This is a genomic window from Rothia sp. HC945 (genome assembly GCF_051370785.1).
Taxonomy (GTDB): domain Bacteria; phylum Actinomycetota; class Actinomycetes; order Actinomycetales; family Micrococcaceae; genus Rothia.
The window spans coordinates 930,130-953,224 of the sequence record NZ_JBFCSN010000001.1; the positions used below are offsets into that span (position 1 = coordinate 930,130).

Below are 23,095 nucleotides of genomic sequence, written 5' to 3' on the forward strand. Positions count from 1 at the left end.
CGGGCGACGAACCGTCACACCACGGTCAGTCCCAGTGCGGGGGCCGTTGTTCGCGCAACCAGCGTCCACGGGCGTCGTCGCCCCGACCCGGGGAGGTCGCCTCCGTGGATTCGGTCGCGCCCCGGCTTCGGCCACGCTGCGAGCCTCGACCCTCCGTTTCCGGGGTGGCTCGTGTGTCCCCGAGACCCGCCAGCCGCTCGGGCTCTCCTTGGCTCACCGTGCTACCGCCCGTGGCCCTCCGCGGGCCCCGATGGCGGTAGCGCTTCTGCTTCCCCGGATCCCGGTTCGAATCGGAAGTCACCCGCGAACCTGGGGTTCGAGGCCAAGGTATCCGAGGATCCGGTCCGCTACGGACTGTGGATCGGTGAATACGTCCACGGCCCACAAGGACACCTGGTTCCACCCCGTCCTTTCCAGACGCTCGGGCTTCAGGCGGGACCTTTCGCGCACCGAGAGCGCGGCATAGGCTTCCGTCCCATCACTCGAGAGGGCCACGGGAAGTCGCATCGCGGAAGAGTCACGAGTCTCGGGATTCCCGGAGGTTCGTGCTCTGGGGCTGAGGACGGCCCCGGCCGACATCGACTCGGCATGTGCCGTGGCCACCGCGTCGACTTCTTTGCCCGGAGTCACGGAAACATCAGCCCCCGCGCTTCTCAGACGCCGCACCAGATCGGCGAGAAGCCAATCGGCCTTGTGCTCATCCTCTGCCGCGTCGTACACGGACAAGAAATCGCTGCCGGCATGCTCCGGCGGAAGAATGGCCGCCTGTCCCGAATCCCCGCGGTCCCGGGAAGCCTCGAAGGAGGCCAGGAAACGTGCCAGATCCTTGACTCCCGTTCTCAGATCCGCGGCCTGAAGCTGCGCCAGACTCAAGGAACTCACGATCCGAGTGTGGAACCGGGCAGTCGTCATTGCTTTCACGAAACGTTGGCGGCCGTGCTGGTCAGCAAGCTGCCCGAAGTGGGAGGAGCGCGAACCGGCTTCAGCGGCAACGCCCAGACTGAATATGACCCTGTCGCGGCGCAATCCCTGAGACCGAGCGAGATCCAGAACCCGGAAGGGTTCTTGGCCAGGCTCGAAGAATTCCCGGAGATCAGGCCGAGATTCGAGACCTCGCCTGACGGCCTCGGCAATGCGTGCCGCGTGGCGCGTTCCGGCGGTCAGAACGGCCAGGGACTGTCGCGGGTTCTGGGATGCGTGCTCGAAGACCATCTCGGCAACGGCGAGAACCTCCGCCTTGGGCGACTCGATGACGGGTGCTCCCACCCGATCGTCCGGTTTTTTCCGAGTGAGGTAGTCGACGTCCAACGACCGAATCCTGCTGACTGCTTCCTCCCCGTACGGCATGGTCGAGAGGGCGCCGTCGTAGAAATGGTTGTTGAGGTACGAGACCAGTGACTGGTCCCGGCACTCATGCACACGATCGAGGGTGAGGCCCGGCAGCATCTGGCCGAGAACCTGCATCGCGGATTCCACGGGGTCCTCCGACGGGGGCTGTTCGTTCCCGGTCGTTGGAGACACAATGAACGGTTGCGGGTACCCGGCGTGGTCGTCGCCGAACGCAATCACCTGGCGCGTACGGGACAAGGCAGCAAGGCACGCCCCCAACGGTGTCGACTCGGCGTCGAGGACTATGACGGCATCAACGTGGGCCGACTGAGGCACCGTGCGGCCGACGCCGAAGGGGCTGGACAGCCACACGGGGAGCAGTCCCGCAACCATGTCGGGAGCCTGATCCAAGTATTCGCGGAGATGGCACGGCGCACCCTTGAGCATCCGCCGGAATTCTTTGGCCTGGAGGGGTTTGAGAGACACCCGACGGTTCCACCCACGGGCCGCGTCGTAGCGGACCCTGGCAGGCCCGGAAGCAACGTGCGCCACGTCGGCCCGGCGGAACGAGGACTCCACCTCGGTCAAAGTTTTGCCCCTGACCAGGTTGACCTCCGGGCGTTCGAGCATGATCTCGAAGGCAGATTGCCACCACGCCAGGTCCAATTCTGCGGCAACCTGGTCCGAAGGGACGTGTCGCTCTTCCAGATCGGACAGCAACTCTCCCAGACCCTTGCCACGCAGAATGTGCATCAGTTGCTCCCGCTCGGGCAGGGTGTCCAGGAGGATGCGGTCGTTCGCCATGGCCTCGAGGGTTTCGACCAGATCCGGAAGAGGCAGCGTGAAATAGTCCTTCCGGGCTGGGCTCTCTTCCATGACGATCGACAAGTCGGACAGGCCGTCGGCCACCTGCGCATAGGATCGCCCGATGGTCTCGAGATTTCCGGGCAGGCTGACCGTTCGCTCGTCCACGGCCCAGGTCTGCCACTGCTCCCGTTGCGCCTGGACCTCGATCAGGGCCTGGTGCAGATCGGAAATGTGCACCTGCGGAACGATGTATTCCTTGGCCGCCCTGCGGAGACGCGAACGCTGAATAGCCGACATGTCGATGCCGCGTTCACGGCGCCAGGTCGAGGTACCGGTCGCCGCGATCAAGTCGGTCACGGGCCGGTCGAAGATGTCACCGTTGAACCGGGAGAGGGAGACTCGGATTCCTTCGAGCAGGTCCAGTTGCTTCTTCCAGCCGGCCAGAGTCCTCTCGGGGCGGAGGCCGATGCTCTCGAAGCCTTCGGTGATGTCCTTGCGCAGGGTTCGAGTCGTCTCCAGGAGGGTACGCACCAGTGCACGTGCTTGCTTGGTCTCTTCGGTGTTGACCAAGGTGGCCCCGAACCAGGGCGCCTTGCGCGTCGACGGGTTGAAGGCGCGCAACTCTGCGGCCCTTTCCAGTTGCGCAACGGTTTCCGCACGATCAACCGTCGCGTCCATGACGCCACGCTTGAATCGCACGCGGGTCGACGGCGCCTCATCCTGTGAGGTCAGTTCGGCAAGGGTCTGCATCGCCTGCAACGGCGTCACACCCCAGCGTTCGTCACGCCAGTGCAAGGAGTCGATGTGCTCGATCAATTGGCGCCGCGTGCTACGGATTTCATCGTGCAAACCGGACAGCCGCGGTTCAACGGCACGCTCGTGACTCACGATCGTCTCGACCAGTTTTCGGTGAAGGTCCTCCGGTTCGAGGTCTTCGCCGAGTTCGAGCGTGAGGTCCGAAAGCTCGAGTTCCGAGAGTCTGCGCCGCACGTTCTGAAGCGTCTCCCTGCGTTCGGCAAGGAAGAGCACGGACTTTCCTTCGGAGACGAGGCCCGCCGCGACGTTGAGGGCCGCACGCAGGTGCTGGGTCCCCGCCGGTGAGGTGACCGTCATCGACTCGCCGGCCCTGGCCCTCTGAACCAGTTCGGAGACGGTGTCATCGGCGTCGTAGACCAACGTCTCGTCCGCCGGGTCCACGTGGTTCGCCGGAGCCGGTGACGACGTGAATTCGCGTTTCTCATACGACTCGTCGAGCCGGATCCGGTTCAGGTCCGAGAGTTCGCGAAGCAGTCCAGAGGTCGCGGTGCTCGGCAGTTCCCCCACGGTGTCCGCGAGGTCCGCGAAGGTCGAGATCACGGTCCGCGATTCGATGTGCATGCCGGGAACCTTCATGCACGCCGAGCGCATGGCCTCCAGGACCGCGTCCGGGGTGAGTCGTGAGCCCGAGGTCGCCGTTCGGTGCACCCCTTGCTCGAACAGATCGATACCGAATTCTCTGCGTAGTTGGCGGGCCATCGCAGGGTTGAGGCGGGCCGGCCCGTTGATGCGCAGTTCGAAATCGTCGCCGTCCGGGTGAGGGTTGATCGTCACGGGCGCCAGAAGGATGGGTGCTATGTGCCGCCGCTCACCGCGTGCACCATCCGGTGTCCCTGAAGGATTCTTGGTAGCGAACCACGACGCCGTTCCTGCGGCGAGGAAGCCCGCGTCGAGGCCATGGTCCGCGTCGAGTTCGAAAACCTTGCCCCGGATAGCGTGCGCGGACCGAATCCCGTTCGAGAACTCCGCTCGGTCGCGAAGAATCGTGGACAAGCGGGTTCTGCGACCGGACAGCAGCTGGGCGTAACCCGACGGATTCGAATTCGACAGGTCGATATGCACATTGTCGACCGGGTTGAAGTCCAGGAGCGCATCCGGTCCGGTGTACACATCCACTTGTTTCAGCCACCGGTCGAGACGCAGTTCGTCACGATCGGTAGGGGCATCATCCGTCGACGCGTCGGGTTGGTGGCCCGCCTTCGCACCGGAGTGAACGTGCTCGTCTCCGGCTCCAGGGTCCTCCGTGGGCGAATCCGCGCCGTCCGACTTCTCCCCGACCGGTTCTCCATGAGTGGTGTCTGTGCCTGATGTGCTCGCCTCGGGGTGGTCCTCCTCCGTTGCGGCGCCTTCCTCACTGACCTCCGGGTCGGCCGCCGCCGTGACCGTCACGCCGCCGAGCGATGCCACGGACTCGGGACGCGTGGCGTCCGATGCGTCGTCTCCGACCTGCTCGACCTGGAATTCCTGGGACGGCGTGCGCGAGGCGTCCTGGTCCGACGGCTCACGGCCGTTGTCAGCAGACTCAGACTCTTGCGGGCTCGCCCAGGGCACGGATGAGGTACTGCGGTCCGGGGCCCCCGAATTATCCTGCTCGTTCTGGTCGGCGGAGTGTGGCTTCGTCACGTTGTCTCTGCTTCCGGTGTGGTCGGCGTTGTCTTCGCACGTGGTTGCCGCGCGGGAACCGCGCGCCCTCTCTATAGTAGAAGCACACCGAGCGGATTGCGTTGCAGTTCCCCATGTCGTTGTGCTCAGACACGTGTGGCCCGGCCCCGGTTTCCCGAGGCGGGCCACACGTGCGTCCAAGACCGAGGCGGTCTCAGAAAATTATTCCCATTCGATCGTTCCCGGAGGCTTGGAGGTCACGTCCAGAACCACCCTGTTGACCTCCTGGACCTCGTTGGTGATCCTGTTCGAGATCTTGGCCAGGAGATCGTAGGGAAGCCTGGACCAGTCGGCAGTCATCGCGTCTTCCGAGGAGACCGGCCGGAGAACGATCGGATGCCCGTAGGTTCGGCCGTCGCCCTGGACACCCACCGAACGCACCTGCGACAGCAACACCACCGGCATCTGCCAGACTTCGTTGTCCAGTCCGGCCTTGGTCAGCTCGGCTCGAGCGATGGCGTCTGCGGCACGCAGAACGTCCAGATTCTCACGCGTCACCTCACCGATCACACGAATCCCAAGACCGGGGCCGGGGAACGGCTGTCGTGCAACGATCTTCTCCGGGACTCCGAGCTTCCGGCCGATGGCACGAACCTCGTCCTTGAACAGCGTGCGCAAGGGTTCGACCAAGTCGAACGCGAGGTCCTCGGGGAGGCCACCCACGTTGTGGTGGGACTTGATATTGGCGGCGCCTTCGCCTCCACCGGACTCGACGACGTCCGGGTACAACGTTCCCTGGACCAGGAACTTGATGTCCTCCCCGCTTCCTCCGAGCTCGGCAACGAGCTTGCGCTGCGCGTCCTCGAATGACCGGATGAACTCACGACCGATGGCCTTGCGCTTGTCCTCGGGGTCCGTCAAACCTTCCAGAGCCGAGACGAACCGATCCGATTCGTCGATGGTCACGACCTTGATACCCATGGTCTCGGCGTAATCCTGCTCGACTTGCTCACGCTCACCGTCGCGCAGAAGACCGTGATCAATGAAGAAACAGGTCAGCTGGTCGCCGACGGCCTTGTGTACGAGTGCTGCCGCGACCGAGCTGTCGACTCCGCCGGACAGTGCGCAAATCACCTTGGCGTCACCGATCTGTTCACGGATCTTCTCGACCTGCTCGTCGATCACGTTGCCTGTGGTCCAGGTCGGCTTGAGACCTGCGACGTTGAACAGGAAGTTCTCGAGGATCTGCTGGCCGAAATCCGAGTGCTTGACCTCAGGGTGCCACTGCACGCCTCCGAGCTTCTTCTCCTCGTTGACGAATGCGGCCACGGGGGCCCCTTCGGTGCTCGCCAGGACCTCGAAACCGCTCGGCGCCTCGGTCACGGAGTCGCCGTGGCTCATCCACACGTTCTGCGCCACCGGCGTGCCTGCCAGGAAGGAGACCCCATTGCCGGTCAGGGTCGCATCCGTTGCGCCGTATTCGCGCAACCCGGTGTGGGCCACATGGCCGCCGAGAGTCTGCGCCATCACCTGGAAGCCGTAACAGATACCGAACACGGGAACACCGGATTCGTAGAGCCGACGGTCCCCTGCCGGGGCTCCCTCGGCGTACACGCTCGACGGGCCTCCGGAGAGCACAATGGCTGCGGGGTTCTTGGCGAGAATCTGCTCGGTCGGCATCGTGTGGGGCACGATCTCCGAATAGATGTTGGCGTCACGCACACGGCGTGCGATGAGCTGGGCGTATTGAGCCCCATAGTCGACGACCAGAACGGGGCGATCTTCCAACTCGGGTGTCGCCGAGGAATCGGATTGGGTCACTGCCATACTTTCGATGTTGTCGGGTGCGGAGAAATTGCCCCTGGTGCGGGGCCCGATATTTTCAGTCTAGAACACGATGTCGGCCGAATCCGGGCCGGCTGGGCATGCACTGTCGGTGCTGGCCCGGATTCCCCGGCGCGCTCAGTATCTTTTTGCGGACTTCGGGTTCGCGGCCACCTGGGCGACCGTCTCCCGATGGATGCGTCGCTCGACGATGAAGGACAGGAAGGGGACGACACCGCCCAGCGCCATCACGATCAGCTGCGGGAGCGGCCACCTCATGAGCAACCAGAGACGGAAGCACGCAAGCAAGTAAATCACGTAGAACCAGCCGTGAATGATCAGGACGCCGGTCGAGATGTTCAGGCCGCCAGTGAGATTGCCCGTATCCCTGTTCAACCATCCCAGGGCGACGTTCTCTCCCGTGGACGCGTTGGTGGCACCGGCCATCAGGTCGAACCCGAAGATGTACCTGGTCACCATTTCGACGACCAGCAGCAACAGGAACGTTCCGGAGATCCAGGCGCAGTACTTGTAGATCGCGAGCGCCCCGCGGATCTGTGCCTGAGTCCCGCCGAACTTCCTGCGGGTCGCCCGGACGTTGCCTGCCTTCTGCGGTGTGGCGTCCGCGGGCAGCGGGACCCTCTTGCCGTCCGTGCGCTCCACGGGTTGGGGCTGGTTCTTGGGCGTTGGCTTATCGGCCACCTTGGTCACCTCGTTGATTCTCGTGTGTGGTCCCGACCGAGGCTTCGGCGGACGAGTGCCCGCCGTCGGGCTCATTGATTTCCTCGGCGACGGGTTCGTCGAAGTAGTAGTACTGCCGGTCGTCGGCGTCGTAGTAGTAGTACCGGCCCGTGGACTCCTCGTAGAACATGTTGCCTTCCCCGGCCGGAAGGATCTCGTAGTACTTCTCAGGGTGAATCATGCGTTCGTGTGAGTCGGCCAGCATGCGCCACCACAGATAGATCGCGAAGAGAGCGAAGACGACCCACTCGATCGCGTAGAAAATATTAAGCCAGTCCACGGAATGGTCCACGACCTGCTCGGTGTGGATCCGGCTGAGCTTGTCGTGAGGCTCGGTCAGCCCGGCGTCCTTGTCCACGTGTCCCTCGGCATCGACCGGGGCCGGCTGGTCGGCCGGTGATTCGGAGACCGCCGCCACGGTTCCGGCGTACAGGGGTGTGTCCCATACGTTGGCCAATTGGGCGGTCGCAGCAGATCCCAGGGCGCCCTTGGTCTTGGTGTCCTTCGACGTGACCGGGGCTTCATTGGCCACCAGACGGCCGATCACCGTGACGTCGCCGGACGGTTCAGGGCTGAGCGCCTGGGTGTCGCTGTCCGTGGTGAACCCCCGTGCCACCGGAACGGCGTAGTCCTGGCCCTCGGATGCCGCATCGGAGTCCAGTCGGAACTCGCTGACGACCCAATACCCCTTGGTTCCGTCATTGACTCGTCCCTCGACCAACCGGCTCGAGTCCTCGACGTAGTGGCCGTTGGCCTGAACCATCGAATCGGCCTCGGACTGGAGAACCGGATCCTGCGGGTCGGCTACGTCGCGGAGCGGCTGGACCACTTCTTTGCCCGGATCGGCATTGATCTGTCCCGAATCCGCGGATCCCAGTTGCCACTTGCTCAACAGCATGAACCCCGTCGACATCGCCAGGGCGAGCAGAAGCGCACCCAACCATCGTGGGGTAAGAGCTAGTTTGAGCACGGCGTCCAGCCTATCTGTCCAGCCTGGGATTTCCCCAAGTCATCCAGGGGCCGAGCAGCCTCGTCGCGGCGCCCGGCCCATGGGTCGTTCAGTACTGGGGGCGTCCCGTCAGGACAACCTCGGAACGTTGAAATTCCTTGAGCGTCGAATATCCCGTGGTCGCCATGGCACGCCGCATGGCGCCTATGAGGTTCGATGTTCCGTCCACGTGGTGTGACGGGCCGTAGAGAACCTCTTCCAGCGAGCCGACCTGGTTCATGGGGGTTCGGGTTCCCCGGGGGAATTCGTGGTGGTGTGCCTCAGGTCCCCAGTGGTATCCGCGTCCGGGCGCTTCCTTCGCCCGGGCCAGGGGTGCCCCGATCATGACGGCGTCGGCACCCATGGCCATGGCCTTGATGATGTCGCCGGACTGGCCGAGACCCCCGTCCGCGATGACGTGCACGTACCGTCCGCCCGATTCGTCCAGGTAGTCGCTGCGCGCGGCGGCGACATCGGAAATCGCTGAAGCCATGGCTGCGTGGATGCCCAGTGCCCTGCGGGTTGTGGTGGTTGCGCCTCCCCCGAAGCCCACGAGGACTCCCGCGGCGCCCGTTCGCATCAGGTGGAGAGCGGGTGTGTAGCCGGCGGCTCCCCCGACGATCACCGGCACGTCGAGCTCGTAAATGAACTTCTTCAGATCCAGTGGTTCCTGATTCTGGGACACGTGCTCGGCGGAGACCGTGGTCCCGCGGATCACGAAAAGGTCCGTACCGGCGTTGACCACCGTCTTGTAGTACTCCTGGGTTCGTTGCGGGGTCAGGGATCCCGCAACCACCACGCCGGCGTCCCGAATCTGGGCCAGCCGCTCGGTGATCAGCCCTTCCTTGATGGGTTCCGCGTAGATCTCCTGCATGCGACGGGTCACATGCGACATGTCGTCACGCGCCAACAGGGAAATTTCCTCGAGGTACGGTTCGGGATCCTCGTACCGGGTCCAGAGGCCTTCGAGGTTGAGAACTCCGACGCCGCCCAGTTTGCCCAGGGTGATAGCGGTCTCGGGCGACATGACCGAGTCCATGGGCGCACCCAGGACGGGTGTCTCGAACTTGAAGGCATCGATCTGCCATTCGGTATTGACGTCCCGCGGGTCCCTCGTGCGCCGGGCGGGCACGAGAGCGACGTCGTCGAGCGAGTACGTCCGGCGGGCACGTTTGGAGCGCCCGATTTCGATGTCGTTGGTCAAGATCTTCCTTCCGTACGCCCCTGCACGGGCGTGGCCGAATCAGCGGCGGTAGTTGGGGGCCTCGACGGTCATCATGATGTCGTGAGGATGCGATTCCTTGAGACCGGCCGGCGTCACTCGCACGAATTTGCCCTTGTTCTTGAGTTCTTCGATGGTCATCGAGCCCACGTAGAACATGGTTTGGCGCAGACCGCCCTCGAGCTGGTGAAGCACAGCGGACAAGGGTCCCCGGTAGGCGACCTGCCCTTCGATGCCCTCAGGGATGAGCTTGTCCTCGCTCTTGACGTCCGCCTGGAAGTAGCGGTCCTTGGAGAAGGAGGCCTCCTTGCCACGCGTCTGCATGGCTCCGAGAGAGCCCATCCCGCGGTAGGTCTTGAACTGTTTCCCGTTGACGAAGATGAGGTCGCCCGGGGATTCATCGCAACCGGCGAGCATGGATCCGAGCATCACGGAGTCGGCACCCGCGACCATGGCCTTGCCGATTTCCCCGGAGTGCTGAAGGCCTCCGTCGGCGATGAGCGGAACACCGGCGGGAATCGTGGCCTTGGCCGATTCATTGATCGCGGTGATCTGCGGGACGCCGACGCCGGCAATGATGCGGGTCGTGCAGATCGACCCGGGGCCGACGCCGACCTTCACGGCGTCTGCGCCTGCATCGACAATGGCCTGTGCCCCTTCGCGCGTGGCGGCCTGTCCGCCGATCACGTCGACGTGTGCGGCGGACGGCTCCTTCTTCAACCTGGCGATCATGTCCAGCACGCCCTGCGAATGTCCGTTGGCGGTGTCGATGAACAAAGCGTCCACACCGGCGTCGATCAGGGTCATGGCCCGCTCGAAACCGTCACCGAAAAATCCCACCGCGGCACCGACCCGGAGCCTGTCCTCCTCGTCCTTGGTCGCGTTGGGGTACTGCTCGGTCTTGGTGAAGTCCTTGACGGTGATGAGGCCGGTCAATCGTCCCTGGTCGTCGACGAGCGGCAGCTTCTCAATCTTGTGGGAGGCCAACAGCCCGAAAGCCTCGTCCTTGGTCATGCCCTCGTGGCCGGTAACCAAGGGCATCTTTGTCATGATTTCGGCGACGGATCTTGTTTCGATGTCCTGTTCGGAAAGGTACCGGGTGTCCCGGTTGGTGATGATGCCCACGAGCTTGTCTTCGCTGTCCACGACGGGCAGCCCTGAGACCTTGTAGTGGCCGCACAGATCATCGAGCTCGCGCAAAGTTGCGTCCGGCGAGATGGTCACGGGGTGGGTGATCATGCCGGACTCGCTCCGCTTGACGCGGTCAACGTGCTCCGCCTGGTCATGGATCGAAAGGTTGCGGTGAATCACGCCCATACCGCCGAGTCGAGCCATGGCGATGGCCATCCGGGAATCGGTCACGGTGTCCATCGCGGCGGAGATGATCGGGGACTTGAGACTGATCCTCCTGGACAGGCGCGTCGTCGTGTCCGCATCCGACGGGTTGACGTTCGTGTTCCCGGGAAGCAGGAGGACGTCGTCATAGGTCAGACCGGTCAGGCCGAAGGGGTCATCGGACAGGGCTGTGGGCTGGGTCAAGAGAATGGGACCTTTCACGTCGCGCGTCTCGGTACGAGCCTCTCGGCGCCCCGAGCTGTTGCCTCTCATCATAGGACGTTCGGCAACCCGAACGCTCCCCCGCACCCCGCCCAGGTGACGGAGACCATGCAGCCGGCTCCGGGGAGGTCACCGGGAGCTCGCATTCCGCATCGCGGTATCGAGCCTGTCCCCCACCATGTGCTTCATCGAGTCGACATACGTCGCCGTCAGGTGGTTGTTGTCCAGGTACGTGTAGACGTTGCCGATCTGCGCTGGGCAGCTGCGACCGGGGCAGACCAGGTCGAGCAGATCCAGGGGCGCAAACCCATGGATCTGTTGCGCCCATTCCGCGGTCGGATTGGTTTGCCCCAGGGGGCTCGGGAACGCGCAGCCGGCGACCCCGTTGCGTGCCTCGCAGTCGGCATGCTTCTCCGCAAAACGCGGCACGTCCCGCACGCCCACGACGTCGATGCCTCGCCGGGTCCATCGCTCAACCTGCTGTCGCGTCTCCGGCCGGACGACCTCGCCGACCCCGCCGACGGTCGAGTGCGTGGCCAACATCAGGAGCACGTCGGGCTTCTGAGCGCCGATGTACTCTTCGGTGTGTCTCATCCACTGTGCGCATTGCGCGGAAATCCTGTCGTTCAGGGCCACGCTCGTGAATTGGCACCCTGGTGCGCGAACGAAGGTCAAGTCCCACCCGTTGCGGCGGGCGGCATCGGCGATCGCCGGAAGCAGCATCTCCATGTGGCTGTTGCCCACCGCGACGACGTGCCGGCTCGGTCGATCGGCGCGATGGTAATTGAGGCATTGGTCGACCTCGAGACCTTTCAACGCTTCCGGTGGATCGACGTCGCGGCAAGGCGTCCCACGGACCACCTGCCACGACCAGTCGTCGGCGCGTTTGGCCGGTGTCGGGAGGATGGCGGCGTCGTCGGACCCTTCGTACCGGAACCCCGGGAGAAGCGCTCGAGCCCCAGGATTGTTGTTCACGGATTCGGTTTGTGCGACCCGCGCTTCGGAGGCGATGCGCGCATCCCACACGCAGGCCGGCCCCACAGCCAGGAGCATGCTCGCTGCGATGACGAGCAGGCCTCTCCGGCGCCTCGCGTCCGCCCAGGACCAGCGACGCAGCGGTCGTTCGACGACGCGGGTCAGGACCCACGCAATCACCGTCGCCATCGTGAGCAGCCCAGTTCCGGCGAAGAATCCCGCCTTTTCCTGCCCCGTCACGGCCAGATAGAACACCAGCAGGGGCCAGTGCACCAGGTAGAGGGCGTAAGACGCCGACCCCAGGATCACCAGTGGCTTCCAGGTGAGGATTCTTTCGGCACCCCAGCGCGTTCCTGAGGGTGTACACGCGATGACGAGGCACGCTGCCACGGTCGGCCACAGGGCGACGAACCCGGGGAACTTGCCCTGCACGTCCAGAAGCGCGCCGCAGAGCAGGATGGCGACCAGTCCCGTCCAGGAGAGGACCGCGGCGAGTGAGCCACGGACGGTGATGCGTGTGCAGACGATGGCCAGCAGGGAACCCAACGCGAACTCCCACAGTCGCGCCCAGGTATTGAAGTAGGCCCCGCTCTGGTCGACGGCCGTCTGGTGCACCGAATAGGCCAGTGAACCCAAGAATATGGCCAAGAACATCAAGGCCAGGATCCTGCGAGCACGAGCCTGCAGGCAGCGGACCATGAGGCTCGTGAGGCAGAAGAGCAACGGCCAGACCAGAAAGATCTGCCCCTGTATCGAGAGGGACCAGAAATGACGGAAGGGCGACGCCGCCCCGGAGTCCGAGGCATAGTAATCCACCGCGTGGCCGATGGAGTACCAGTTCTCGCCATAGAAGAGGACGGCGAAGGCCTCTCGGATGGCAGGGACCCACCGATCGGCCCCCAGGAAGAGTCTTGAGCCGAGCAGAGTCAGCACAACGGTCACCACGGCCAACGGGACGATGCGCTTGAATACATGTACCCAGTACCGGGTCACCTCGCGCCACCCCAGTGCGGCGCCCCTCTGAATCCGGTCCACGAAGGACGCGGTCATGAGGAATGCAGAGATGAGCAGAAACACGTCCACGCCGCCGGAGACCCGACCGAACCAGACGTGGTATGCGGCGACCAGCAAGACGGCAAAGGCCCGCAATCCCTGGATTTCGGGGCGGAACGCGCGCCGACGGAGCGCTGTGTTCTGGTGGCGCGGGGTACGTCGATGCCACGGCGCGGTGGACCCCTTGACTTGCCTGGGCGAGGGCACGGTTTTTCCTCAGTTCGGTGCGATTGCAAACCCATCGGGATTTGCACGACTGATGCTCCTCCCCCGGAAGAGAGGCGCTGGACAGGTGAATTGTACTTGCCGGTCCGGAAAATCCGTAGTTGCGGCCGCGCCCGAAGCCCATGGGGATTCCGGCGCGACCGCGAACGGTCTCACTCAGGTCAGGAGGCCTGCTCACCCGCCTGCGCCATCGCATCCTCGGAAACCTGCGCCGCATCGTCGTACCTCTGGTCGAAGAACTTCTGCATGCTGCGCACGTACGTGGCCGTCAGGTGGTTGTCGTCGATGTAGGTGTAAATATTGCCCACCGCGGGCGGGCAGCTTCCGTCCGGGCACACCAGATCATCCATGTCCAACGACCCGTAACCGGGGATCTCCGTGCGCCACGCGGACGTCGGGTCCTCGGTCCCAGCGGTCGCGTGCGGGAAGGTGCAGTCCTCAAAGCTGTTCTTGTTCTCGCATTCCGTGTGGGACTGCGTGAAGCGTGCGTTGTCCCTGATGCCGATGACCCCAACGCCTTCGCTCGTCCACTTGCGCACTTGGTCCTCGGTGCCCTCGCGGATGCCTTCGGCGGCGCCGTCATAGCTGGAGAAGGTGGACTGGATGACCAGGTTGTCCGGGTGCCAGTCCTGGATGGCGTCCTCGGCCCGCGGGAGCCATTCCTGGCACGCGCCCGAGAACCAGTTGTCCTGGGGGCTCGTGAAGAAGCAGCCGGGGTGTCGCACGAAGGTCAGGTCCCAGTTGTCGTCCTTGGCCTTCTGCTTCAATGCCGTCATCCACTGTTCCGTGTGACTGTTGCCCACCGCGACGACGTGCTTGCTCGGATGATCCTGCTTGACCACCCGGTAGCACTCTCCCCCGGAGAGGCCGTGCATGTCCTTCTTGAAGTCCTTGTCCTTGTCGCACTGTTCCCCCAGACCGTTGACCTCGGCGAAGTCGTTGCTCCGGGTCAATGCGGTCGGAAGCAGACCAGGATTGTCATCACCCTTGTAGGTGTAATCCGGATCAAGGATCTCGGCGCCTGGGTTGTTCTTGTCCGCGTTGGCCTCGATCTTGTGGGTCACGTAGGCGATGCGGGCCTGCCACGCCAGAACGGACCCGACGCCGAGCGCGATGCACCCGAGAATCACCACGCCAGCGCGCCACCGCTTGGTTTCGGCCCACTTCCACTTGCGGATGGGCGTATCGACCAGCTTCGTCAGCACGTAGGCCAGGCCGATGGACAGCGCCAGGAGGACGACGCCGGAGAAGAGCCCGGCCTTCTCTCGTCCCGTAATGGTCAGGTAGAACACCAGCAACGGCCAGTGGACGAGGTACAGGCCGTAGGAGTTGGAGCCGAGCCAGACCAGCGGCTTCCACTTGAGCAGACGATCGGCTCCCCACTTGGTGGTCGACTGCCCGCAAATGATGATGAAGCTCGCGGCCAGCGTGGGCCACAGGGCGATGAAGCCAGGGAACTGGCCCTCGACGTCCAGGAGGGCGCCGCAGGTCAGAATGGCCAGCAGGCCGACCCAGTTCAGGATCGCGGCCACGCCGGTACGAACACGGATCCAGGGAAGCACGATGGCCGCCAACGAGCCCATCGCGAATTCCCAGAGCCTGGCAAAGGTGTTGAAGTATGCCGCGGTCTGGTTCGAGTACGTGTAGTAGACCGAAAAAGCGAACGAGACCACGAAGACGACCGCGAAGATGGTCGCCAGAACCGGCCGAACCTTGGTCCCCATCTTGCGGACCAGAAGGCTGCCGAGCGCGAAGAGCAGAGGCCACATGATGAAGATCTGGCCCTGGATGGACAGAGACCAGAAATGCCTCAGAGGCGACGCCGCGCCCGAGTCCGACGCGTAGTAATCCACGGCGTTCACGATCGAGAACCAGTTCTCGTAATAGAACGTCACGGAGAATGCCTCGTGCATGATCGACAGCCATCGGTCCGGAGACACGAACAGCCGGGTCAGCACGAGGGAGCCTGCCACGATGATCGCGACGAGCGGCATGATTCGCTTGAAAACGTGGAACCAGTACTTGGTCAGTTCCGTCCAACCGATGCGGACTCCGCGCTCGATCTTGCCCGTGAAGGACAGTGTCATCAGGAACGCGGAAATCATCAGGAAGACGTCGACGCCGCCGGATACCCGGCCGAACCAGATGTGGTAGATCGCCACCAGGAGCACGGCAAAGGCGCGCAGTCCCTGGATTTCGGGGCGGAAAGCCCTCTTTCTGCGAGGTGCGACCTCTGGGGCTTGGCCGCCTTCCGGGGGCGGGACCTGTCCTGTCGTCCCGTTCGATTCAGTCATTCAAGATCCTGTGTCGGCCTCGGCAGAGGCGGTGTTCTTGTCGATTCGTGCGATGCCAGCAATCGGTATCGGTCCTGCAGGTCAGCCCGTAGCCCGGCGCTCGGTCACGAATGTCCGTGGAGCGGATGCGAGCGGCCCGCGGGCAGACACGAGTTTTCATCCTATTCGTCTGACGCGCAAAATTTCGTACCCGTGCTCAGGCTCGCCACCCGGGATCCGCGAGGAAACCCGAAGACACGACATGTGCCACCGTCCGACGCCGGGAACACCCGCCCTCAGGCTGGATTTCAGCGAGGACCGGCGACCCGCACCGCGCGGCGACGAAACCGAGCAACGTGCCATCGCGAGATGGCCTGAAGAGACAATACATTGCATTGCAACTAAATCGTCGCACGGACCCACACACACAGGAACGCCCCCGCGCTCTCACAGAGAGCGCGGGGGCGTTGGGACGAGGACCTGGAATCAGGCCTCTTCCTCTTCCTCCGGCTTGTCGACAACCAGAGTTTCCGTGGTCAGGACCATCGATGCGATGGACGCCGCGTTCTCGAGCGCGGAACGGGTGACCTTGACCGGGTCGATGACGCCGGCCTTGATCAAGTCCTCGTACTCGCCGGTCACAGCGTTGTACCCCTGGCCGGCATCGAGGCTCTGGACGCGAGACGCGACCACGTAGCCGTCCTCCCCGGCGTTGTCGGCAATCCAGCGCAAAGGCTGAACGAGCGAGCGTCGAACGATGTCGACCGCCGTCCGCGCACCCTCGGTCTGGAGCCCCAGGTCCGAATCGAGCGCCTTGGCCGCGTGGACCAGGGCAGATCCACCACCGGCGACGATGCCTTCTTCGAGCGCGGCCCGGGTCGAGGACACGGCGTCCTCGATACGGTGCTTGCGTTCCTTGGCCTCGACCTCGGTCGCAGCTCCGACCTTGATAACGGATACACCGCCGGACAGCTTGGCCAGGCGCTCCTTGAGCTTTTCGCGATCCCATTCGGAATCCACGCGCTCGATCTCGGAGCGGATCTGGGCCACGCGTTCAGCAACGTCATCGGCAGAACCGTTACCGTCCACGATGGTCGTGTTGTCCTTGGTCACCGTGACGCGGCGGGCCTGGCCGAGCTGCTCGAGGGTCACGGAATCCAGGGTGATGCCGAGCTCGCTCGTGATGACCTCTCCACCCGTCAGGACCGCCAGGTCCTGCATGATGGCCTTGCGACGATCGCCGAAGCCAGGAGCCTTGAGGGCCACCACATTCAGGTTTCCGCGAAGCTTGTTGACCACCAGGGTGGACAGAGCCTCGCCGTCGACGTCCTCGGCGATGATGGTCAGCGGCTTCTTCGCCTGAACCACCTTTTCCAGCAAGGGCATGAGGTCGGCAATGGCCGAGATCTTGCCCTGATAGATCAGGATGGCCGAGTCCTCGAGGACAGCTTCCTGCCGTTCGGCGTCGGTCACGAACGACGGCGACAGGTAGCCCTTGTCGAACTGCATGCCTTCGGTCACGGACAGCTCGATCTCGGTCGAGGAGCCGTCCTCGATGGTGATGACGCCGTCCTTGCCGACCTTCTCGAATGCTTCCGCAAGGAGCTCGCCGATCTGCTCGGACTGGGCCGAGATGGCGGCAACGTGCGCGACCTCGGCACCCTCAACCTCGCGGGCGTTCTCCAGCAGACGCTCGGACACGGCCTTGACGGCCGCCTCGATGCCCGCGCGGATTTCGCTCGGTGCCGCACCAGCGGCCACGTTGCGCAGACCCTCATTGACGAAGGCCTGAGCCAGAACCGTTGCGGTCGTCGTGCCGTCACCGGCGACGTCGTTGGTCTTGGTGGCAACTTCCTTGGCCAGCTGAGCGCCGAGGTTCTCGTACGGATCGTCAAGCTCGACTTCGCGGGCGATCGTGACGCCGTCGTTGGTGATCGTGGGAGCGCCCCACTGCTTGTCCAGAACGACGTTGCGACCACGGGGTCCGAGAGTCACCTTGACCGTGTTGGCGAGCTTGTCCACGCCGGCCATGAGAGCCTTGCGGGCTGCGTCGTCGAATTCCAACTGTTTTGCCATGAACTACATGACTCCTTACACAGGTCTAGAAAAGTGCGGGTTCGTCGAAGTCTTACTTCTCGACGACGGCCAGCACGTCACGCGCCGAGAGCACGAGGAATTCTTCGCCCGAGTACTTGACCTCGGTTCCGCCGTACTTGGAGTAGATGACGACGTCGCCTTCCTGGACGTCGACGGGGACGCGGTTGCCCTTGTCATCGACACGACCGGGGCCAACCGCCACGACCTTGCCCTCCTGGGGCTTTTCCTTGGCGGTGTCCGGGATGACCAGGCCGGATGCGGTGGTCTGCTCAGCCTCCACGGGCTGAACGACGATACGGTCCTCGAGGGGCTTGATGGAGACGGACATGAGTGACCTTCTTCCTTGGATGGATCAATTCTTGGCGTGAGCCGTGAAGGGCGTGCCAACCGTCGTCGCGGTGCCGATTGAGCGCCAGGCCCATTTAGCACCCTGACTGCCAGAGTGCTAAACATGACTCTATTCGGAGGGTTAGCAGAGGGTCAAGACGAGTGCCAAGTTTCGCCCTCAGCGGTAAGGATGACGCCGAACGAGGTTCACCTGGCGGCCGATACAGTGGTGGCGTGACGCATTCATTCACCCCCGATCAGCTCTCCGCCCTGGACCGGATGGACTACCGCGAAAGCGACGCACTGGCTCTCTCGAGCTCCCTCCGGAAACAGGGCTTCACGGCGGAACAGGCCGCCGACATGCTGACCCAGGCCAAACTCCGTGTGCAGGCCCGATCCAAGTTCGGGGAAGACGCCCAGCGCATGGTGTTCACTCGTTCCGGACTCGAGCAAGCCACGCGCCGCGCCGTCTCACTGTGGCACGCGCGAAGGTTTCGGGACGCGGACGCAGGGCCGGTCGCCGACCTCGGGTGCGGCATCGGCGCGGACTCGGCAGCTTTTCTCCGCGAGGGACTCCCGGTGGTCTCCTACGACATCGATCCCGAGACCGCGTCGATGGCCCGGCACAACCTTTCCGCCCACCGCGGGTCCGAGGTTCGCGTGGGTGACGTGACCGAGCTCGATCCTGCTTCTCTCCGCACCAAGGACGGTACGGCGATCCGTTCGCTGTGGCTCGATCCCGCGCGTCGAGACACGGCGGACGGCCAGGTTTCCCGCCTGTTCGATCCGGAAGCCTTTGCGCCGCCGTTCTCCATGATACGTCGCTGGGCCGAGACGGGAATGCCCATCGGCGTCAAAATGGGTCCCGGGATGGATCGGTCCGAGATTCCTGAGAACGCCGAGGCCGAGTGGGTCAGCTGTGGCGGCGACGTCGTCGAGGTCGTTCTGTGGTTCAATGCGCTCGCCCGTCCTGGGATCAAGCGTTCCGCAACCCTGCTCGGGGCGGATCCGCTGGAGCCGGAGGTGTTGGCCCAGTACTCTTCGGATTCCGGATTCGGGAAGGCCTCCGGGGAGGCCCCTCCCGTCGGTCCCCCGGCTGATTTCCTCTACGAACCCGACGGCGCGGTCATCCGGGCCGGGCTCGTTGACCACCTGGTGTCTCGGGTCGGAGGACACCTCCTCGATCCCCGGATCGCCTATTTTGTTTCAGACCAGGGCGCCGACCTGCCCGGAGCGACCTGCTGGGTCGTCGACGAGATTCTGCCGATGGGTACGAAAGCTCTCAAAGCCTGGGTTCGAGAGAACGGAATCACCGGTTTGACGATCAAGAAGCGAGGGGTCGACGTCGTCCCGGAAGCATTGCGACGTCAATTGCTCGCCGGGAGCTCTTCGAAAAAGAAGAAGTCAGCCGGGAACCGCCACGCGACGCTCATCCTCACGCGATGGGAATCCCCCGAGTCGGAACATCGAGCGGCTTTCGTGGTTCGTCGCGCGCATCCGTGAGACCGTGCCGGGACGAGGCTCTGGTCCTGCGTGAAGCCGCGTGTCGTCCAGGCTGGATACGCCGTACCGTTCGCCTCCCTCCCCGCTAAGATGAATTGACCCCGACACGGGAGGACCACCATGATCACTTTTTCCAGCTCCGGTCAGTCGAGCCTGGGCGTCGAATGGGAAATTGCCCTCGCCGACAGGGAATCGGGCGATCTCCTTCCGGCGGCCGCCGAGCTCATCCAGGCCCTGGAATCCTCCCACCCGGAATACATCGACCCCGAGGGCCTCGCGCCGCAGATCACGCGAGAGTACCTGTCCAACACCGTCGAGGCGGTCACGGGTGTGTGCTCCACGGTCGCCGATGCGATGGACCAGCTCACTCGGCTGGCTGATGCGCTCCGAGCGGAAGCAGATCCGCTAGGAGTCGACCTCTACTCGGCGGGGACTCATCCGTATGCCCAGTGGAGCGAGCAGCCGGTTTCGGAGAAGGACCGGTACCAGAAGGTCCTCGAGCGCACTCAGTACTGGGGCAGGCAGATGCTGGTCTACGGAGTCCATGTGCACGTGGGCGTCGATTCCCGCGACAAAGCTCTTCCTTCGGTGAATCAGCTCGTCAACTATTACCCTCATCTCCTGGCATTGTCGGCCAGCTCTCCGTACTGGATGGGCGTGGATACCGGCTATGCCTCGCAGAGGGCCATGGTTTTCCAGCAGATCCCGACCTGCGGAATTCCGTACCCGTTCGAGAAGTGGTCCGAGTACGAGGACTACATCGATCGGTCGATCGGTGCAGGAATCATTGCCGAGGAATCGGAGAACCGGTGGGAAGTCCGCCCGGTGGCCCGGTACGGAACGGTCGAGATGAGAATCTGCGATGGGCTGGCGACCACGGAGGAAATCGGGGCGATGACTGCCCTGACCCAGTGCATCGTCGAGGAAGTCTCCCGCACCGTGGAGGACGGCGGTCACGTGGAGCTCATGCCCCGGTGGCTCTCGGAGGAGAACAAGTGGAGGGCCTCACGGTACGGACTGGACGCTACGGTGATCGCCGACGCCGCCGGAACGGTCCTGCCCCTGCGCAAGCATTGCACCGACCTCGTGACCCGGCTCGAGCCCATCGCCCGGGACCTCGGTTGCGCCGCGGAGTTGGCCGGTGTGCACCGGATGATCGAACGTGGACCGGGGTACGAACGCCAACGCCGTGTCTTCGAGGAGAACGGCCGAGATCTCCGGGCCGTGGTCCGTGACACGGTCGATCTGACGCGGTACGGATACCGAGATTCATAGTCCGATCGGGCTGTCCGATCGGGCCGGAAGGGGGCGCATGTCCCGTCCCGGATGCGCCCCTCCCCTGATCAGGCCCTGAGGGACACCGTGGTGACTGGCAGCGACGGGTCCGCGGTGAAGTCGAATCCGCTGGGTGCCACACCCGATTGCACGAGTCTTGCTCCCAACGCCGCGACCATAGCGCCGTTGTCGGTGCACAGGGAAAGCTTCGGCACAACAAGCCGGATCCCATGGTCCGAACACCGCTCGGCGACGAGCTCTCTCAGCCTCGAATTCGCGGCGACCCCGCCACCGAGCAACAAGGTATCGATGCCGTTTTCGGTACAAGCAAGCATGGCCTTGGACGTGACGACGTCGGCCACAGCTTCCTGGAACGAAGCCGCGATGTCCGCGACGGGTACGGACTGGTCATGGGCTTCGAGGCCCTCGACGACGCGAGCCACGGCGGTTTTCAGCCCGGAGAAGGAGAAGTCGTAGCGATGGCTCCCGGGGTCCTGAACGGTTCCCATATACTTTGCGGCCGTCAGCCCCCGCGGAAAGGTGAAGGCCCGGGGGTCCCCCGATGCGGCGGCTGAATCGATCGCGGGTCCTCCGGGATAGGACAGTCCCAGGACCCGGGCGATCTTGTCATAGGCTTCGCCCGCGGCGTCGTCGAGCGTGGAGCCCAGCAGCGTCACATCGCCTGAGATGTCCGAGACCTTGAGTATCTCCGTGTGTCCGCCCGAGACCAGAAGGGCCCCGAGCCCCGAGAGCAAGGGGGCCCCAAGCTCGGTGGTTCCAACCGAAGTCGCGCTGTCCTCCAGGAGACCTACTCCGACGTGGGCGACGAGGTGGTTGACGGCGTAGAGGGGCTTGCCGGTGGCGACCGCGAGCGCCTTGGCGGCGCTGACCCCCACCATCAGGGCGCCGGACAAACCGGGCCCGCTGGTCACCGCGATGGCGTCCACCGCGTCCATGCCGATGCCCGCTTCATCGAGAGCCGCGTCCAGCGCCGGAATCATGGCCTCCAGGTGAGCGCGAGACGCGATTTCCGGAATCACACCTCCGAATCGCGCGTGCTCGTCCATGGACGTGGAGACGGTGTTCGTCAGGAGGCGCCGGCCCGCCACGATCCCGATGCCTGTCTCGTCGCACGATGACTCGATCCCGAGGACGATCGGTTCGCGGGGTGTGGATGTGGTGATCAACGGTTGGATCCCTCCGAGCGTTCTGCGCCGGCCTTCAGGTCGAGGCTCATGATGACGGCGTCGACGCCGCCCTGATAGTAGCCCCGGCGTTCATGTATAGGTTCGTAGCCCAGGAACGTGTACAGCCCTTGGGCCCTGGGGTTGTCGGCGCGGACCTCCAGCATCATGGTCTCAGCTCCCATGGCCCGTGCCTGCTCATGCATTCTGTTCATGAGCCAACGGCCGATCCCACGGCCTTCGTGGCCCGGTCGAATGGCAACAGTTTGCACATCTCCCGTGTCCGCAACGGCCATCATTCCCGAGTAGGCGATGAGCTCGCCTTCGGCTTCGACCACGGTGTAGCGACGCGCGGGATGAGAGATCTCCGCGAGGAACATGTCGATGGGCCACGCGTCCTCGGGGAAAAGCATTGACTCGAGTTCGTGAACGGCTTCGAGATCGTCCAGTTCGGCGGTGCGAGCGGAGTATCCGGCCGGCAGGGTCTCGGACTCGACCGGGACTTCGGCATCAGAAACAGAAGGCGTGGGGCGCGGGCCGATGCTGGGCTGGGTCATCTGGTGGCCTTCTTCCTGTCGGAGGGCACACGGGCATCGGATTCCCTCAGGTAGAGGGGCGATGTCGATTCCAGGGTGGTGTCCAGACCGGTTCGCAGCGCAGAGGCGACCAGAAGTTCCGCCAACGGTTCGTCCTGATCGTGTCCGGCCAGAGGCGTGAGGGCGTCGGCGTAGAGCTCGGCACCGCGACCGGCCATGGGGATCTGGGGATCCAGATCTCCGGCAGGTCCGACGACGGGTCCGTGAATCCTCGTATACCCTGTCGCGCCGGTTCCGTGGTCATCCGTCAGGCGATAGACGGCGCTATAGACCTCGCGACGACGAGCGTCGGTCGCGACGCCGAAAACGGAGTGCCCGGCGGAAGCGGCGTCATGAAAACTTCCCTCTGCCACGGCGTCCGGACTGACGACGCCGCGAACAGGGACTATCCACGCCCACCCCATGGCTCTGGCCGTCATGATGCCCGCACGCAGGCCCGTGAATGGCCCGGGACCCACTCCCGCGAGAATCAGGTCCAGATCCTGCCCGCGGATGCCGGAATTCTCCAGGAGGTCACGGACGCCCGGCGCCATGGCTTCCGCGTGCGATCGGGTGTCATGGGTCCGGAAGCTCCCGAGGACTTCGAGTCGGCGGTCGTCCGGGGCGCCATCGACGACCGGAACCCTAACCAGGGCGCCGCTGGCAATGGAAGATGTATCGCAACCGAGAATGAGCACGTCCCCAAGTCTACTGGCGACGAA

Annotated in this window: 16 protein-coding genes; 2 read left to right on the plus strand and 14 right to left on the minus strand. The window is 64.2% G+C overall.

What is annotated here, in order from left to right:
* Positions 1 to 25 precede the first annotated feature (25 nt).
* From AB0Y14_RS04030 to groES, 11 genes are all read right to left on the minus strand, one after another.
* On the minus strand, positions 26 to 301 hold the full coding sequence (locus tag AB0Y14_RS04030; RefSeq protein WP_436587950.1) for an ATP-binding protein: 276 nt from the start codon (positions 299 to 301) through the stop codon (positions 26 to 28).
* The gene (locus tag AB0Y14_RS04035; protein WP_436587951.1) at positions 298 to 4,575 is read right to left on the minus strand and encodes a hypothetical protein; all 4,278 of its coding nucleotides are present in this window, start codon (positions 4,573 to 4,575) and stop codon (positions 298 to 300) included. The genes AB0Y14_RS04030 and AB0Y14_RS04035 overlap by 4 nt, the downstream gene beginning before the upstream one ends.
* A gap of 201 nt (positions 4,576 to 4,776) precedes the next feature.
* Positions 4,777 to 6,375 (minus strand): glutamine-hydrolyzing GMP synthase, encoded by a 1,599-nt coding sequence (guaA, locus tag AB0Y14_RS04040; protein WP_436587952.1) that lies wholly within the window; start codon positions 6,373 to 6,375, stop codon positions 4,777 to 4,779.
* 141 nt (positions 6,376 to 6,516) lie between these two features.
* Positions 6,517 to 7,011 (minus strand): DUF3817 domain-containing protein, encoded by a 495-nt coding sequence (locus AB0Y14_RS04045; RefSeq protein ID WP_436588821.1) that lies wholly within the window; start codon positions 7,009 to 7,011, stop codon positions 6,517 to 6,519.
* A gap of 58 nt (positions 7,012 to 7,069) precedes the next feature.
* Positions 7,070 to 8,089: an SURF1 family protein gene (locus AB0Y14_RS04050; RefSeq protein ID WP_436587953.1), complete on the minus strand. Its 1,020-nt coding sequence runs from the start codon at positions 8,087 to 8,089 to the stop codon at positions 7,070 to 7,072.
* Between the two features lie 88 nt (positions 8,090 to 8,177).
* Entirely contained in the window at positions 8,178 to 9,311 is a 1,134-nt protein-coding gene (locus tag AB0Y14_RS04055) for a GuaB3 family IMP dehydrogenase-related protein (protein ID WP_436587954.1), read from the minus strand.
* A gap of 39 nt (positions 9,312 to 9,350) precedes the next feature.
* Positions 9,351 to 10,868, minus strand: coding sequence for an IMP dehydrogenase (gene guaB / locus AB0Y14_RS04060; protein WP_436587955.1), 1,518 nt, complete (start codon positions 10,866 to 10,868; stop codon positions 9,351 to 9,353).
* Between the two features lie 147 nt (positions 10,869 to 11,015).
* Positions 11,016 to 13,121 carry an acyltransferase family protein gene (locus tag AB0Y14_RS04065; RefSeq protein WP_436587956.1) on the minus strand — a complete coding sequence of 702 codons (2,106 nt, stop codon included), beginning with the start codon at positions 13,119 to 13,121 and terminating at the stop codon, positions 11,016 to 11,018.
* Between the two features lie 179 nt (positions 13,122 to 13,300).
* On the minus strand, positions 13,301 to 15,433 hold the full coding sequence (locus AB0Y14_RS04070; RefSeq protein WP_436587957.1) for an acyltransferase family protein: 2,133 nt from the start codon (positions 15,431 to 15,433) through the stop codon (positions 13,301 to 13,303).
* Between the two features lie 465 nt (positions 15,434 to 15,898).
* Positions 15,899 to 17,488, minus strand: coding sequence for a chaperonin GroEL (groL, locus tag AB0Y14_RS04075; RefSeq protein WP_129313948.1), 1,590 nt, complete (start codon positions 17,486 to 17,488; stop codon positions 15,899 to 15,901).
* 52 nt (positions 17,489 to 17,540) lie between these two features.
* Positions 17,541 to 17,837 (minus strand): co-chaperone GroES, encoded by a 297-nt coding sequence (gene groES, locus AB0Y14_RS04080; protein WP_129313947.1) that lies wholly within the window; start codon positions 17,835 to 17,837, stop codon positions 17,541 to 17,543.
* A 233-nt stretch (positions 17,838 to 18,070) separates the two neighbouring features.
* Here groES and AB0Y14_RS04085 point away from each other — a divergent pair, with 233 nt between their 5' ends.
* Both AB0Y14_RS04085 and AB0Y14_RS04090 read left to right on the plus strand, forming a co-directional pair.
* The gene (locus AB0Y14_RS04085) at positions 18,071 to 19,339 is read left to right on the plus strand and encodes a class I SAM-dependent methyltransferase (RefSeq protein ID WP_436587958.1); all 1,269 of its coding nucleotides are present in this window, start codon (positions 18,071 to 18,073) and stop codon (positions 19,337 to 19,339) included.
* Between the two features lie 120 nt (positions 19,340 to 19,459).
* Entirely contained in the window at positions 19,460 to 20,614 is a 1,155-nt protein-coding gene (locus AB0Y14_RS04090; protein ID WP_436587959.1) for a glutamate--cysteine ligase, read from the plus strand.
* A 68-nt stretch (positions 20,615 to 20,682) separates the two neighbouring features.
* Here the strand turns inward: AB0Y14_RS04090 and tsaD are convergent, their stop codons facing one another.
* Genes tsaD through tsaB form a run of 3 tightly spaced genes read right to left on the minus strand, consistent with a single transcriptional unit; the run spans position 20,683 to position 23,071 of the window.
* The gene (tsaD, locus tag AB0Y14_RS04095) at positions 20,683 to 21,801 is read right to left on the minus strand and encodes a tRNA (adenosine(37)-N6)-threonylcarbamoyltransferase complex transferase subunit TsaD (protein WP_436587960.1); all 1,119 of its coding nucleotides are present in this window, start codon (positions 21,799 to 21,801) and stop codon (positions 20,683 to 20,685) included.
* Complete coding sequence (gene rimI / locus AB0Y14_RS04100) at positions 21,798 to 22,355, minus strand: ribosomal protein S18-alanine N-acetyltransferase (protein ID WP_436587961.1); 558 nt, start codon at positions 22,353 to 22,355, stop codon at positions 21,798 to 21,800. Before rimI ends, tsaD begins: the two co-directional genes overlap by 4 nt.
* Positions 22,352 to 23,071 carry a tRNA (adenosine(37)-N6)-threonylcarbamoyltransferase complex dimerization subunit type 1 TsaB gene (gene tsaB / locus AB0Y14_RS04105; protein ID WP_436587962.1) on the minus strand — a complete coding sequence of 240 codons (720 nt, stop codon included), beginning with the start codon at positions 23,069 to 23,071 and terminating at the stop codon, positions 22,352 to 22,354. Before tsaB ends, rimI begins: the two co-directional genes overlap by 4 nt.
* Positions 23,072 to 23,095 lie beyond the last annotated feature (24 nt).

Bases quoted from the DNA above. Each gene is read 5' to 3' on its own strand.
- AB0Y14_RS04070 (WP_436587957.1), bottom strand. From the start codon at position 15,433: ATGACTGAATCGAACGGGACGACAGGACAGGTCCCGCCCCCGGAAGGC.
- groL (WP_129313948.1), bottom strand. From the start codon at position 17,488: ATGGCAAAACAGTTGGAATTCGACGACGCAGCCCGCAAGGCTCTCATG.
- rimI (WP_436587961.1), bottom strand. From the start codon at position 22,355: ATGACCCAGCCCAGCATCGGCCCGCGCCCCACGCCTTCTGTTTCTGAT.
- AB0Y14_RS04090 (WP_436587959.1), top strand. From the start codon at position 19,460: ATGATCACTTTTTCCAGCTCCGGTCAGTCGAGCCTGGGCGTCGAATGG.
- groES (WP_129313947.1), bottom strand. From the start codon at position 17,837: ATGTCCGTCTCCATCAAGCCCCTCGAGGACCGTATCGTCGTTCAGCCC.